Origin of the sequence: Paenibacillus donghaensis, from assembly GCF_002192415.1 — a bacterium.
Taxonomy (GTDB): Bacteria; Bacillota; Bacilli; order Paenibacillales; family Paenibacillaceae; genus Paenibacillus_AQ; species Paenibacillus_AQ donghaensis.
Window position 1 is genome coordinate 65392 of record NZ_CP021780.1, and the last position, 13120, is coordinate 78511.

Consider the following 13120-nt stretch of genomic DNA (forward strand, 5'->3'; position numbering starts at 1 on the left):
TATGACGATGGAAGCGGGAGATCAATAGATGACCATTATTAGAGCAAGAAACTTATGCAAGGAATGGAACGGTGTGCCGTTGTTTCAGAAGGTGTCATTTGAGATCAGGGCAGGCGAGAGGCTGCTGCTGTTCGGGCGTAATGGTACTGGCAAAACGACGCTGCTGAAGGGGCTGGCCGGGCGGCTCGCCTTCGAGGAGGGCGACGTTAACTGCAGCCTGCAGCCGGAGGAATGGGGGCTGCTGGACCAGCAGCTGGAGATTCCCGCGGAGATGGGAGCACTGGCGTATGTGCTATCTGGGATCGAGGGACTGCCCCGGCTGAAGCAGCGCCTGGAGCAGCTTGGCCTCCTGCTCCGGGAGGACAGAAGAAATAAGGCATTTCTGGCCGAATATGCAGTAGTGTACGAACGTTATCTGCAGCTGGACGGGTACGGCTGGGAAGCGGCGGCGGAGCGCTGCCTGAAGCAGCTAAGGCTTGCGCCGGAGGTGTGGGATCTGCCGTACCGCGCGCTGAGCGGGGGGCAGAAGACGCGTGTCCAGCTGGCAGCGCTGCTGCTCCGCCAGCCGAAGCTGCTTATGCTGGATGAGCCGACCAACCATCTGGATAAGGAGACGATGGAATGGCTTGAGGAATGGGTACGGGACTATCCGGGTACCATCCTCTATGTCTCCCATGACCGGGCTTTTATTGACCGGACGGCTATGGCCATTCTGGAGCTGAACCCGGACGGCTGCCGCCGTTATCCAGGTGGATACACGCGTTACCAAGAGCAGAAGGAGCTGGAAGCGCGCACGCTGGAAGCACAATACCGAAGCCAGGTGCAGGAGAAGCAGCGGCTGCAGGAGAGCATCCGGCGTTACGCCGAGTGGTTTCAGCAGGCGCATCGGGCGGCGGGGCAGCATGATTTTTTGCGGGCCAAGGCCAAGAAGAATGTCTCCCGGCTCCATGCCAAGGAGGCGGCCCTGGAGCGGCTGGAGCAGAACCGCGTGGAGCTGCCGCGCGAAGCCGCTTCGCTGCGGATGAAGCTTGCAGGCGGCGAATTCGCTGCCCATACGCTGCTGTCCCTAAGCGGCGTCAGCTTCGGTTACGCAGGGCAGAGTGCCCCGCTGCTCGCGGACTTTAATCTTGCACTGCGGCGGGGGGACCGCCTGGCCGTGCTGGGTCCGAGCGGTGTTGGCAAGTCCACGCTGCTGAAGCTGCTCGCTGGACTGCATCCGCCGGTGGAAGGGGAAGTCCGTGTGCATCCGCAGACGCGGATCGGTTATTTTGCCCAGGAGCTGGAGCATCTGGATGGGTCTGTTACGCTCCTGGACAGCCTGCTTACACTGCCGGGGATGACGCAGAGCGAAGCGCGCAATATTCTGGGGTGCTTCCTGTTCCGTAAAGATGAGGTGTTTAAGACCATCGGGGATCTAAGCTTGGGGGAGAAATGCCGTGTTGCTTTTCTGCGGCTGTATTTCGGCAGGTTCAATCTGCTGGTGCTCGATGAGCCGACCAACTATCTCGACATTGACACCCGGGAGCGGGTGGAGGAGGCGTTGAGGGATTACCCCGGCGCGCTGGTGGTGGTCTCGCATGACCGGTATCTGCATGATAAAGTCGCCAATCGGCTGCTCCTGCTTGCCCCTGGGCATAAGCCGAGGCAGTATGAGGGAACGTATGCCGAGTATGCGCAGCAGGCGCACGCCGGGGTGCCGGACTCCGCGCAGCAGGCACGGGAGAATGAGCTGGGGCTGCTGCAGCTGCGGCTGACCCAGCTCATTCAGAGCGGCATCGCCCGCTCGGAGGAGGAGGACCGCCGGCTGATGGCCGAGGTGGTGAGTCTGCGCCGGCAGATTAGCGAGCTGACGGAGTAGCCTGGCGGCAGCTCGTCCCAGGCCGGATATCTGGCCCGGGACGGGCTGTTTGGCGTGGCCGAGGCGCCGCCGGAAGCGGCTGTCGGGCGTGAAAATAAGGGATAAATCCGTTACTACTTAGGACCCAATAGGATAGGAGCATCACAGTCTGATCGCCACATAAGTCCAATCCACTGAATTAGTTGCGAATCTGCATCTAATTAGAAGATTTTTTCTGTTTTAGAGCAAATAAGTGCGAAAACGCATCTAATTTCGGATTTTGAGCCTTAAACAATCGTTTTACTCGAAAATAGTTGCAGATTCGCACTTATTTGCCCAATCACAGGAATTCCAGCTGAAATTAAATGCACTTTTGCATCTAATTTCTCTGAAATCTCTAGTGTAGCATTCTACATCCTCAGAGGGACCTAAGTAGTAGCATAAATCCCATAAATTACGCCAAAAGCGGCTGGCAGGCGTGAAAATAAGGGATAAATCCCATAAATTACGCCGGAGGTAGCTAGTGGGCAAGAAAATAAGGGATAAATCCCATAAAATGCGCCAGAAGCGGCTGTCGGGCGTGAAAATAAGGGATAAATCCCATAAATTACGCCAGAAGCGGCTGTCGGGCGTGAAGATAAGGGATAAAAATCCCATAAATTACGCCAGAAGCGGCTGTCGGGCGTGAAAATAAGGGATAAATCCCATAAATTACGCCAGAAGCGGCTGTCGGGCGTAAATCGCGGGGAAGATCCCGCATGTTTTCCCCGCCCCAGCCGAAACGGAAGCCAAGCCGCGCCGCTGAATTGGTCCATTTGGAGGATAATGGATGTCTTTTGGCGAAAAAGTAAAGAAGGGATGGCTCCATCTGGCATATCCCGGCGGTTGGCCGTAGTAAATATGTATAGAAGAAAGGAGGAGGCGTGCTGAAGCTGCGTTTTTTTCAAAATATAAGAATTTATAGGTTCCACGCTATAATTTATCCTTCTATTTCTCGCAGAAACGGATGCCTGAAAGCGATACGTAGTATCGCTGCTTCGGAAGCATACGCTTTGCAGAGGACGGCGAAGCCATTTCTACTTGTGGCGGAGCCGGGACGATTCTTAATGAGAAACAAACTGTGGATAATAACAGGTGTGGCGCTGCTGGGTATCCTCTATTCGGGTTATGCATACCTTCAGCCTCGGCCTATTGAGCAGGAATACAACAGTATGATTTATTCGAATGATAACGACTTCACCAAGAGGACGACCATGAGGCTCAAAGGTGATTTATACCAAAAAATCGTAGGCGGAGGACGTATCCAGGCTGAGCTGACCGCAGACGATGAGTTCTCCTATAAGGTGACGCTGGAGAAGCAGGATGATCATTATTTCGGGGCTATCATCTTGATTGCGCTTGGTGAGCAGGCGTCTACCCATACGATAGGAACGGTCATGCTCTCTGAGGAGCTTGATAAGGCCTGGCTGAAGCTGGATGAGGTGAACGATAAATACCAGCTGGTAGAAGGATACATTTCCGGGCCGGCCAGCAGTCGTGAAGCGGCGCTTCAGGTTGCGCGGGAGGTTATGGGGGCGCCTGAGTAAAGGATGAATACCAAGGATAGGCACCATTCATAGGAGGGATGATTTTGGAAACGGACCGTTTTGGCAACAGCGCCGGACAGAAACTGCCGGGCACAATGAAGCAGACGGGCAGCACAAGGGTAGAGCGGCTTCTGGAGGATGATTTTGTAGGTTTCGGAATGCGGGTTCTGATCAGCTTGATCGATGCCCTTATTCTTGCGGTACCTTCCTATTTGCTCGACAGGTGGGTCCCTTCATGGGCCGATTCCCTGCAAAATGAGCTGCCGCTGGCACTCCCCTGGATTTTGATTGTCGCTTATTATGTGGTTTGTGTTCCCTTGTTCGGCGGGACTCCGGGCAGGCTGATTCTGGGAACAAGAATTGTGAATGCGGAGGGTAAGTATCCCGGCGTGCTGCAAGCGCTGCTCAGACATGGGTTCTATATCATTAATAGTACGCTGGCCCTGCTGCTGATAATGGTTGAATATGATTATACGGTTTTGTCCGAGTTTGCCCGCAGCTGGCAAGGACCGATCGCTGTGACTAATTTTCTGATGGGTGGGGTCGTGCTGGCTGATGTGCTGGCTATTCTGTTCACGGTCCGCAAGCGGGCGTTGCATGATCTCGTTGCCGGGACTTATGTAGTTTATAAGGCAGGGCTGGAGTATGCAGAGGCGGTAGAGGATCGGAGATAAGCTGCCCCATGTACAACTTAAGATTCCGCGCAAAAAGCGTCAGAACAGCCACGGATGTCACTTGCTCCGGGTATTCTGACGCTATTGCCCTTCGATATGCCCTAAGGTTCAGGATGGATGGATTTCCGCTCTAATCAACGCTTGGCTGCCCAGCGGATCTCCTGCAGAGCTGTCATGAGAGCCTTCAGCGCGGGAGATTCGCTGCTGCCTTCCAGCCACTTCTCCAGCGGCTCATTCTGCCCGTGGATATACCAGCCGAGCTTCTCCATCCATTGCTTGTCATAGGCTGGCTGCTGGCCTGCTCCGCGTTCCGCGTCCAGCTGCTTCAGCAGGAGCGTCCAACGGTAGCCGGTATGACCATAGCTATGCTCCGGGTATCGTTCCGCCAGCTGAATCACGTCAGACAAGGGTTCACCTGCATACAGCTCGGCTGCCAGATAGCTGCCGACATACCTGTGGCTGCCATCTTCCTGCAGGGCAGTGGCTAATAGCTTGCGGGCTTCTTCCAGCTGTCCCTGGCGCAGAAGCGCCTGGGCATGGATCGACTTCTCATACGGGTTCAGCTCATGTGGCTTCAGTTGCTGCAATAATGCATAGTAACGGTTATACGGCTTCCAATCGCCCTTACGGCTATAATAATCGGCCAGGGTAGAGACATAGTTGCTGCTAGGATAGAGGGTTGCCAGCTTCTCCAGCAGGGGAATAGTCTCCTCCTCCAACGCACTGTCGCCCGTCATCGAAGCTTTGGCGATCATCAGGTGGACAAGCATATGCAGAGCATGCAGATCCTGGGGATCAGCGGCGTAAGCCTGGCGGTAAGCCTCCAGGGCTTCCTCCAGCTTATGGTCCAGCAGCAGCCGGTCGGCGGGGGTAAGCTGCCGATTCTGCAGATAGAAGAACGGCAGATTGCCAACCGTTGCCTCGTTCAGCCTGTAGCCTTTGCTGCTGGTAAGCAGGCGTCCCTTCTTATCAAAAGCGTCAATGCTCCAGGACAAGCGGCTGTCCGGGTTGGTGTAGGCCAATATCGAGGCCGGTTCCAGCGTGTCCCACGTATTGTCGCCGCTGCTGTAGGAGAAGCCGTTGGTATTGTAGTAAATTTCTTCTACCGGGATCGAAGCCTGATTGCCGGGAATCCGCTCCCGAATGGGCGAGCTGAAGGAGCTGTCACCGGAGAAGTAGGTGCCGTTCAAGGTATAATAAGCGGCTCCTTCTACAGCCTCCCAGCCAAAATCAACGCTCGGCCCGTCAAGCCGAACCTGATTGACAGGGGCCTGCAGCTCCAGCAGCGGCTGGAGGGTCAGCTCTTCAGCAGCCTCATCGCCAGGCTTCAGTTCAAGCCAATCGTTATCCGCCTGCACCGGCCAGGTCCACCCGTCAATCTGCTCGAAGCTCAGCCCCAGTTGGAGCTGATAGAAGCCGGGAATCACCCCGTTGAACCGGAAACGCCCTTCGGCATCGGTAACCGTCTGGTAAGGCTCGGCTGAGGTAAGGTTGTGGTTAAGCTCACTTTCTGCACGGAGAAAAACACCTGCGTGTGCGACAGGAGTCCCGTCGCTGCGCTTCAATGTCCCTTGTACAGCAGCGGGGGCTGTATAGCCCATGCTCACTGCGGTTTTCATAGCCTTGCTGAGTGCAGTCAGCTTCATCTCTGTATCCGTAATGCCGGACGTTTCCCCTTCCGGCTGTGGCTTCCCATGCTCGCGGTACGCTGTCAGCGCTCTGTTTAGTTCCTCCAGCGCTTGCCCGGACCGGCCGGTGGCAAACAGCAGCTGGGCCTGCAGCCAGCTGCGCTGCCCGTCCGTCTGCCCGTCATACGCCACGCCTCCTGTTGTATCCTGCGCCTTAAGCAGAACCTCCGCTTCCGCCCAGTCCTGCCGCTTCAGCGTCCGTTCTGCCCGGGTAAGTCTGATCTGCTCGCTTATATAGGAGGAACTGCTTATTCTGTCCGCAGCCCGCACCAGGGCTTCATCGGCCAATTCCCTCCGGCCGAGCGCATCATAGGCATAGGCCAGCTGCCGGACGGCCTGCAGCATCGAATCATCGGCCTGACCTTGATCTACATATTCTTCCAGCAAGGCCGCTTCCTGCTCCGTCGGCAGCTCAAGCGGGAGAGGGTCGCTCTCATTATGACTCCAGTGGCTCATGGAGGAACCGATATATACGTCGAAGCCGATGGAGTAGTCGCTTGTTCCCGGCAATACAATGTTTTTACGGATGAGCTCGATTCGTTTGCTGCCGGTGGAAGCCTCCAGTTTCCGCAGGAAGTCTGCTCTTGTGACCTCGGGTGGAGCCGCCGGGGCAGGCTCTCCCCGATTGGTAAGGGAGGGAAGGGCGCTAAGCAGAACAATCAGCAGCATAACCGGAACACATCCAAACAGCACCAGATGTTTCACCTTCAGCTTAATTCGCATCCTTCATCACCGCCTGTTCGTACACGTCTTTCCAGTAGGTACTGCCCCCGGCTTCAATCAGTTCGCGGTGTGCGGACTGCTGCACCGGCTGCTGTGCGGGCTGCGGAGTCTCCGAGCTGCGCAGCGGATTCAGCGCAAAAGCTGCGACCAGCAGCACCGCGCCAAGCGCACCGACTGGCCGGAGCGGGATCTCCAGCTCTTTGTTCCATAAGGCGTGCAGCCGGCTTCCCAGGCTGCGGGGATGTGTCTGCCGGAGGACACGGTCCTGACCGGTGAAGCGGACCGGCCCCAGCTCTTCGTCCAGCTTGCGTTTCATCTGTGCGCGTTCCTGCTCATTCGGATCCTTAACCATCGTAGACGTCCTCCTTCTCCAGTTCCTTTTTCAATAAAGCCCGCCCGCGGGCGAGCCGCGATTTGATCGTATTCTCCGGGATCTCCAGCTGTGCCGAAATCTCTTGCACACTCAGCTCATGAAAATAATATAAAGTCACGCACTCGCGGTAGAGGTATTTCAGACTTTGCACGGCTTCAGTCAGCCTGAGGTTGTTCCACTGGGCAATTACCCGTTCCTCCGCCCCGGCGCTAGAGGCGGATTCTTCGTCTGCCCGTAGTAGGGCATCGCCGCCAGGGAAGATGTGGCGCCAGCTCCAGGTGCGCTGCCGCATCCGGCAGCGGTTGAGGACAATGCGCAGCAGCCAGGGCTTCAGCTTCGCGGGATCGTGAAGCTGGCCGATTTTGGCATAGGCTTGAATGAAGGTATCCTGAACGGCTTCTTCCGCAGTTTGCCGGTCCTTCAGCAGCAAGCAGGCTGTACGCAGCAGCAGATTCCCATATTCGTCCATCAGCAGGCGGAGAGCCGTCTCATCCCCGGATTGAATTCTTGTGATAATATTCAGATCAAGCTCCCCCTTATACTACTAAGATGCTGCCTGGCGTCTTCCGGTTGCACACCTAAAGAATAATTATAGAACTATAACTTCTGAAAGTCCTCTGATCTTGCTCTGACATACATCCGCTATCTTAAGTGCAGGAGCAGAACCTGAAGCTTAAGATGGAGGATGAAGAAATGAAGAATTCTAAACAAGCAGGAACCAGCCTGCTGCGGAACAAGGTATATGTGCGGATGTACACCGCTTTTGCCACGGCGACTTTCGGCGACTGGTTTGATGCGCTGGCTATTCAGGTCATGGTGGGCTACCGCTGGCAGGCCAGCCCGCTGATGCTGGCGCTGATTCCTATCTCCATGGCGTTGCCGGGAATCATCCTTGGCTCCATAGCCGGGGTGGCTGCCGACCGTCTGAATAAGCTGCAGCTGATGCGGCTGTGCGATTTGCTGACAGCACTGCTTACGCTGGTTGTGCTGCTTGCGCCGTCGATGGTTTGGCTGCTTCCAGTCCTTATGCTGCGGGCGGCAGTGTCCACCTTGAACGTACCAGCACAGCAGTCGATGACCCGCAGCATTGTGCGGGAGGACCAGCTGCTTCAGGCGACATCGCTCAACGGACTGGTGAACCAAGGCTCCAAAATCGCCGGACCCCTGCTCGGCGGTCTCGCGCTATCGCTCCTGTCGCCGCATTGGTGTATTGTGCTGAATGCCGGGCTGCGGCTGTGCTCGTTTCTGCTGCTGTTGACTATCAACAAGGAGGCAGGAGCGAGGCAGGCAGGCGGCGTGGAGCGAGGAGAAGCTGCAGGGTTTGCAGCAGCGGGCACACTAGAGACCGCCATTCCCGATACAGCCGGTGGCGAGGCTCAGGAGCCGCGTGTTCCACTACGTACCCTGTGGCGTGAGGGCTGGAGTTTCCTCCTCAGCAGCCGTCTGCTGCTGAGCACCATGCTGTTTGGACTAACCGGCGCGCTTGCCATCCAGATGATTGATTTTCAGTTCACCAGTCTGTTCCGCGACATTGCGCCTGCCGAAGAAGCGATGCTGGGGTGGATGGTGGCGGCTTCGGGAGCCGGAGCCATTCTGATGATTATGCTCATGGGTAAGCTGAACCAGGGCACCGGCTACGGCTGGAAGCTGGGAACAGGGTATGCGCTGATTGGAGCGGCAGTGGTAGGACTTGGGCTGCTGCAGCCAGGAGTCTCCGTACTGCCGGTGCTGCTGCTGGGTTTTGTGCTGGGTGCGGGGAACGGGATATTTTTAATTACCTTTAATTATTGTCTGCAAAAAGAAACCCCGCCTTCCATGACAGGCCGCATCTTCGGCATCCAGAATACCGTGCTCAGCACCGTGATGATCGTGGCTCCGCTGCTGGGTGGCCTATTGGTGGAGTTTGCCGGTCCGGGCGTGATCTTTGTCAGTTTCGGAGCGGTAATTGCGCTGCTTGGCCTGCTGGGAATAGGGCTTGGGCGTGTGCTGTGGCCTGTAGCGCGGGAACTGGGCGCTGAAGCGCAGGTGGCAGAGCATTCAGCTAGGGTCAATGATTCGCGGGTGAAGGTTGGGAGCGGCGCAGGCGACCCTCAATAAAAGAAACAGCGGCAGCCATGGACGAAAAGATAAAGTCCTAGACTGCCGCTGTTGTATAGCACTATCGTATCCTGTTAGTGTAATGACTTGTGTGCGCTTCTCTGTGCTGGCTGTAACGGCAAGATACGTTACTACTTAGGTCCAACGAAGAATTATAGGGAAAATGTATCGCTAGTTGGTCTCAGAATGGGGATTCGATGGGGGGATAGGGAGTTTCTACCGCTAATTACGTGCTATCCGCTTCATAATGCCCTCGAAAGACAATTTAGTGGTAACTTATGCCTATATGTCATGAAAATCAAACACTAGCTGGGAGTTAACGGTAGATTTTCCCCATAGCCACCTACGTGTTTGGAATTAGAACGCTCAAATCTATATGGGAAAAACCCGGGTCCTAAGTAGTAACCAAGATACCAGCTATTGTATGGCAATATAGATCTGCAGTTCAACATTCCCCGAATCAAAATGGTGGGCATCATACACTTCAAAATCCCCGGTGTAGGTTCTTATCTCAGGCGAATCCCGGAAGTAATCCCAAATGGTTTCCCATGCTTGGGGTACTACCTCATGTATCGGCCCTTTCTTGCTAGTGAAGACCAAGTATTTACTCTCCGGAATTAGCGCATGTTTTTTACCGCTATCGGTTGGTATCCCATCGAGGTTTATTTCATGTCCAATCACAACGGAATACTCTCCGGTTGCATCCGTTACATAATCCGTGTATAGAGCATAGATTAGTTGAGGGTTGGTAATACCTGCTTCTGCTGCAATGCCGCTTTGGAAGTAAGTTTCCCAGAGCTTCTGCAGTACCCGCTCCGGCCCTGCCTCCTGAGTGTTCGTAGTGCGGGTACTTACACCGACTAATTTCATTTTTGGTTTATGGGTAATATAGGTATTCATAGAGTCGCCTCTCTTTCATATATTTGTCACTATTATAGTGGGTAAAGGTGACTACATCATGTCATATTCTAATTATCGGCACCATTTCCTATGTGATTTTGCAAGAAAAGGGATATTGTCTCTGATATATCGATATCTGAGATGCCCTAAGGAGGTAGAGGAGTGAAAACTTATATTTATATGGTGAGGCACGGAGACTCCCCTAAGGGAGTGGGCCTGGAAGAACGGACGCGTGAGCTGTCGACGAAAGGGATGGCGGATGCCCACAAGGTAATGGATGTATTAGCTCAGGAGGGGATCAGTTACTTTTACAGCAGTCCGTATATCCGGGCCGTCCAGACGATTGAAGCGCTGGCTGAGGCGATGGGTTCCAGTCTGGTGCTGGAAGAGGATTTGCGGGAAATGCGGTTTATGGAGGGGAATCGTCCGCTGCAGCACATGTTCGCGGACCCCGACTTCGCGCTGACCGGCGGGGAGTCGGCCCGGATGTGGACGGAGCGGGCGGTTCGTGTGCTGCGGCAGATTCTGGTCAATCACCGGGGAGAGCGGATTGCCGTTGGTACTCATGGGGCAGTAATGACGCTGATGATGAGGTACTGGGATGAGCAGTATGGGCTGGATTTCGTAAGGCAAACCTCAAAGCCGGATATTTACAAACTGGAATTCCGCGAGGAGCAACTGCTTCAGGTGGAGCGAATCGTTTTGCCGGCCTCCTAAGTTGGAACCATTTCGAATTATTGATTAGTTTGAATTAGTTGCGAATCTGCATCTAATTAGATGATTTTTTCTGTTTTAGAGCAAATAAGTGCGAAAACGCATCTAATTTCGGATTCTGAGCCTTAAACAATCGTTTTACTCGAAAATAGTTGCAGATTCGCACTTATTTGCCCAATACCAGGAATTCCAGCTGAAATTTCTAGTCTAGCATTCTACATCCTCAGAGGGACCTAAGTAGTAACCAAAAAGGCATCTAATCGGAGCTTCTGAGCATAAATGGATTGATTTACTCGAGATTAGTTGCAGATTCGCACTTATTTACCCGTTGGTTGGGCTATCCGGCTAAATTAGGTGCATGTACGCAACTAAATGTTGGAAACGTTCCTAGAACAGTGGAGAAACCCGCCCGTGCGCAGCTGCGCGAGCAGAATCAGAGTCAAAAAGGCCTCTGAATGGGCCGTGCGCAGTCGCGCGAGCGTCCCCCTTGCGCGACGTTTCCCTGCGCTCGCTCTACATCCCATAGAAACGCCGGGTATTGGCGGTGAGTAGCTCCTCGGCATGAGACGGAGCATAGCCATGCAGTCCGCCCCAGGCCGCAGCTACCTCGCGGATCATCCGAGGGTGGGTGTCCTGGCCCGCAAAAACGCCCTCAAACGGCCAGGGTCCATCGGTTTCGGCCATTACCAGCTGCGGCGGATAAACACACGCCAGCTGGCGGATTTCGTCCTCATAGAGGATATCGGGCGTGAAGGAGATGTAATAGCCCCGCTTCGCCATGCGGGAGACTGCCTCCTCCGAGCCTTTGAACCAATGGAAATGAGCGCGGCGGATGCCGTGTTTCTCCAGCAGGTCGCAGGCCAGCATCGCGTCCTCATAGACCGCGTGAAGGACAACGGGCTTGTCCAGACGTGCGGCAAGTCCAAGGAGACGGTCCAGCAGCGCTATATAAGGCGCCATCTCGAAGGGCTCGCCGCGCTCCAGCGCTTCAGCCCTAGTGTAATAAGGCAGTCCGATCTCGCCGACCGCTACACATTCCGCAGCATGGCTACTGATCCAGGCCAGCAGAGTCTCCAGTTCAGCCGCCGCAGGCAGCGGCTGCTCAGGGTGGAAGCCATAAGCTGGCCGGACCTGCGCTGGATAAGCTGCGGCCAGCTGCCGGGTGCGCTCGCACGACTCCAGATTCATCGAGACGGCCACCACAGCCTCCACATCAGCAGCCGGAAGCTCTCTCATCATCTGCGCCACAACCTCCGCGGTGTATTGCTCAAGATGGATATGGGCATCAATCATGGCTTCACAACATACTGTGCATATTCATCATGCAGCTCAAACTTTACAGACCCCGCTTCCATTCCGCTGCCCCCTGCTTGATACAGCACCGTTAAGTTGCCGATACTCTCCACAAAACCGATCGTGACGTTGGTTACCGCCTTCAGCTTGCCGGATTCCACGCTGTAATAAGTAACTGCGCCTATTCCCGCATGCTTATTATAGGTGCCATCCTCGCCTTCATAGCTCATCCGGTCGGGAAACCGCAGGGTTACCGCAGAGGCTGAATCGCCCTTCACCTGAAGTTTGACCAGCATATCCTTCCCAACTGCACTAACTGAGGAAGAGAGCCAATCTCCGGCAGCCTTGTAGGCTTCCGGAACGGCCAGCTCTGTCCAATCCTCTGGATTAACGACGTGAATCCGCTGTTCTACCATACCGGTTCCAGTGCCCAGTGTCATGACTACGACCACTTCCGGCTTCCCGTCCTTGTCGATATCTGCATAGAACAGCTGCGGCGGATGGCTGAGCAGACGAGGGGTCTGCCAGTTGTAAGTGTGCTTCTTGCCATTCACTTCAAGAATATGCCCTTTGTAGGTATGACCGTCTTTGAGGACGGCATACAGCTTGACCTTGGGATTGTCCTCAGCCACGGCCAGCGGCTCGGTTGGAGTCCTTACTGTGGTGCTCAGACTGCCGGGAATAACAGTTACGCTTGTTCGTGCAGTGTCCAGCTTGACTGTAGCTCCGGTGAGACTGGTCAGCGTATTGACGGGAATATACATGTGCCCGTTCCGCAGGATCGCAGGACCGTCAAGCTGCAGTTTTTGATTTTGCGCAAAATAAGACTTCATATAAGAATCCCCAGGCTTCAGTGTGGAGTCGGGCATATCGTCATGAGTGGAGAAGGTTAATGTCTTCAAGGTGTTGTTCCATTTGAGGTCGCCGGGATAATACTCCAGCAGCACTCTTGCGGGAACATAGGCAAGCTCGCCGGAATAGAAGGGTGGAATCGCCGGAAGAACGGTTTGTCCGTCCACTTCAAGCTTTAGAGAAGAGGCGGCCGCATGTGCCGTGCCTGTATGTATGGAAGCCACTGCTCCGTTTGTAGTTAAGGAGAGGACGATAGCACCGATCATAATGATTTTTCTCATGTAATACCTCCAGATGAAATTGTCAGTCTCCTAAAGTATAGAATAGATTCCACCGTTGTAGGAAACTTTCTGTTAACAATCCAGAGACAAGCCTGTTACAAG

General features: G+C 54.7%; 12 protein-coding genes. 5 read left to right on the forward strand and 7 right to left on the reverse strand.

What is annotated here, in order from left to right; all coding sequences use genetic code 11:
• The first annotated feature begins 28 nt into the window (after nt 1-28).
• Entirely contained in the window at nt 29-1858 is a 1830-nt protein-coding gene (gene abc-f / locus B9T62_RS00315; RefSeq protein WP_087913455.1) for a ribosomal protection-like ABC-F family protein, read from the forward strand.
• 407 nt (nt 1859-2265) lie between these two features.
• Here abc-f and B9T62_RS38525 read toward each other — a convergent pair whose 3' ends face one another.
• Nucleotides 2266-2808, reverse strand: coding sequence for a hypothetical protein (locus B9T62_RS38525; RefSeq protein ID WP_157685382.1), 543 nt, complete (start codon nt 2806-2808; stop codon nt 2266-2268).
• 135 nt (nt 2809-2943) lie between these two features.
• Here B9T62_RS38525 and B9T62_RS00320 point away from each other — a divergent pair, with 135 nt between their 5' ends.
• Together B9T62_RS00320 and B9T62_RS00325 are read left to right on the forward strand one after the other, a co-directional pair.
• Nucleotides 2944-3423 carry a hypothetical protein gene (locus B9T62_RS00320; RefSeq protein ID WP_087913456.1) on the forward strand — a complete coding sequence of 160 codons (480 nt, stop codon included), beginning with the start codon at nt 2944-2946 and terminating at the stop codon, nt 3421-3423.
• Nucleotides 3424-3467: 44 nt separating this feature from the next.
• Entirely contained in the window at nt 3468-4097 is a 630-nt protein-coding gene (locus tag B9T62_RS00325) for an RDD family protein (protein WP_157685383.1), read from the forward strand.
• Nucleotides 4098-4231: 134 nt separating this feature from the next.
• Here the strand turns inward: B9T62_RS00325 and B9T62_RS00330 are convergent, their stop codons facing one another.
• The 3 genes from B9T62_RS00330 to B9T62_RS00340 are packed head-to-tail and all read right to left on the reverse strand — an operon-like array spanning nt 4232 to nt 7404.
• Nucleotides 4232-6508 (reverse strand): hypothetical protein, encoded by a 2277-nt coding sequence (locus B9T62_RS00330; protein WP_087913458.1) that lies wholly within the window; start codon nt 6506-6508, stop codon nt 4232-4234.
• Nucleotides 6498-6860, reverse strand: a complete 363-nt coding sequence (locus tag B9T62_RS00335) for a hypothetical protein (protein ID WP_087913459.1) — start codon at nt 6858-6860, stop codon at nt 6498-6500. The genes B9T62_RS00330 and B9T62_RS00335 overlap by 11 nt, the downstream gene beginning before the upstream one ends.
• Nucleotides 6853-7404 (reverse strand): sigma-70 family RNA polymerase sigma factor, encoded by a 552-nt coding sequence (locus tag B9T62_RS00340; protein ID WP_087913460.1) that lies wholly within the window; start codon nt 7402-7404, stop codon nt 6853-6855. Before B9T62_RS00340 ends, B9T62_RS00335 begins: the two co-directional genes overlap by 8 nt.
• Nucleotides 7405-7574: 170 nt before the next feature.
• Here B9T62_RS00340 and B9T62_RS00345 point away from each other — a divergent pair, with 170 nt between their 5' ends.
• On the forward strand, nt 7575-8978 hold the full coding sequence (locus B9T62_RS00345; RefSeq protein WP_087913461.1) for an MFS transporter: 1404 nt from the start codon (nt 7575-7577) through the stop codon (nt 8976-8978).
• Between the two features lie 417 nt (nt 8979-9395).
• On the opposite strand, the gene B9T62_RS00350 is transcribed toward B9T62_RS00345, so the two are convergent.
• Complete coding sequence (locus tag B9T62_RS00350; protein WP_087913462.1) at nt 9396-9878, reverse strand: GyrI-like domain-containing protein; 483 nt, start codon at nt 9876-9878, stop codon at nt 9396-9398.
• 162 nt (nt 9879-10040) lie between these two features.
• Between B9T62_RS00350 and B9T62_RS00355 the strand changes: the two genes are divergently transcribed.
• Nucleotides 10041-10595, forward strand: a complete 555-nt coding sequence (locus B9T62_RS00355) for a histidine phosphatase family protein (RefSeq protein WP_087913463.1) — start codon at nt 10041-10043, stop codon at nt 10593-10595.
• A gap of 510 nt (nt 10596-11105) precedes the next feature.
• Here the strand turns inward: B9T62_RS00355 and B9T62_RS00360 are convergent.
• Both B9T62_RS00360 and B9T62_RS00365 read right to left on the reverse strand, forming a co-directional pair.
• Nucleotides 11106-11885, reverse strand: coding sequence for a TatD family hydrolase (locus B9T62_RS00360; protein ID WP_087913464.1), 780 nt, complete (start codon nt 11883-11885; stop codon nt 11106-11108).
• Nucleotides 11882-13018: a stalk domain-containing protein gene (locus B9T62_RS00365; RefSeq protein WP_087913465.1), complete on the reverse strand. Its 1137-nt coding sequence runs from the start codon at nt 13016-13018 to the stop codon at nt 11882-11884. The genes B9T62_RS00360 and B9T62_RS00365 overlap by 4 nt, the downstream gene beginning before the upstream one ends.
• Nucleotides 13019-13120: the final 102 nt, after the last annotated feature.

Coding starts and splice junctions, on each gene's coding strand:
- abc-f (WP_087913455.1), top strand. CDS start 29: ATGACCATTATTAGAGCAAGAAACTTATGCAAGGAATGGAACGGTGTG.
- B9T62_RS00320 (WP_087913456.1), top strand. CDS start 2,944: ATGAGAAACAAACTGTGGATAATAACAGGTGTGGCGCTGCTGGGTATC.
- B9T62_RS00330 (WP_087913458.1), bottom strand. CDS start 6,508: ATGCGAATTAAGCTGAAGGTGAAACATCTGGTGCTGTTTGGATGTGTT.
- B9T62_RS00335 (WP_087913459.1), bottom strand. CDS start 6,860: ATGGTTAAGGATCCGAATGAGCAGGAACGCGCACAGATGAAACGCAAG.
- B9T62_RS00345 (WP_087913461.1), top strand. CDS start 7,575: ATGAAGAATTCTAAACAAGCAGGAACCAGCCTGCTGCGGAACAAGGTA.
- B9T62_RS00350 (WP_087913462.1), bottom strand. CDS start 9,878: ATGAATACCTATATTACCCATAAACCAAAAATGAAATTAGTCGGTGTA.
- B9T62_RS00360 (WP_087913464.1), bottom strand. CDS start 11,885: ATGATTGATGCCCATATCCATCTTGAGCAATACACCGCGGAGGTTGTG.
- B9T62_RS00365 (WP_087913465.1), bottom strand. CDS start 13,018: ATGAGAAAAATCATTATGATCGGTGCTATCGTCCTCTCCTTAACTACA.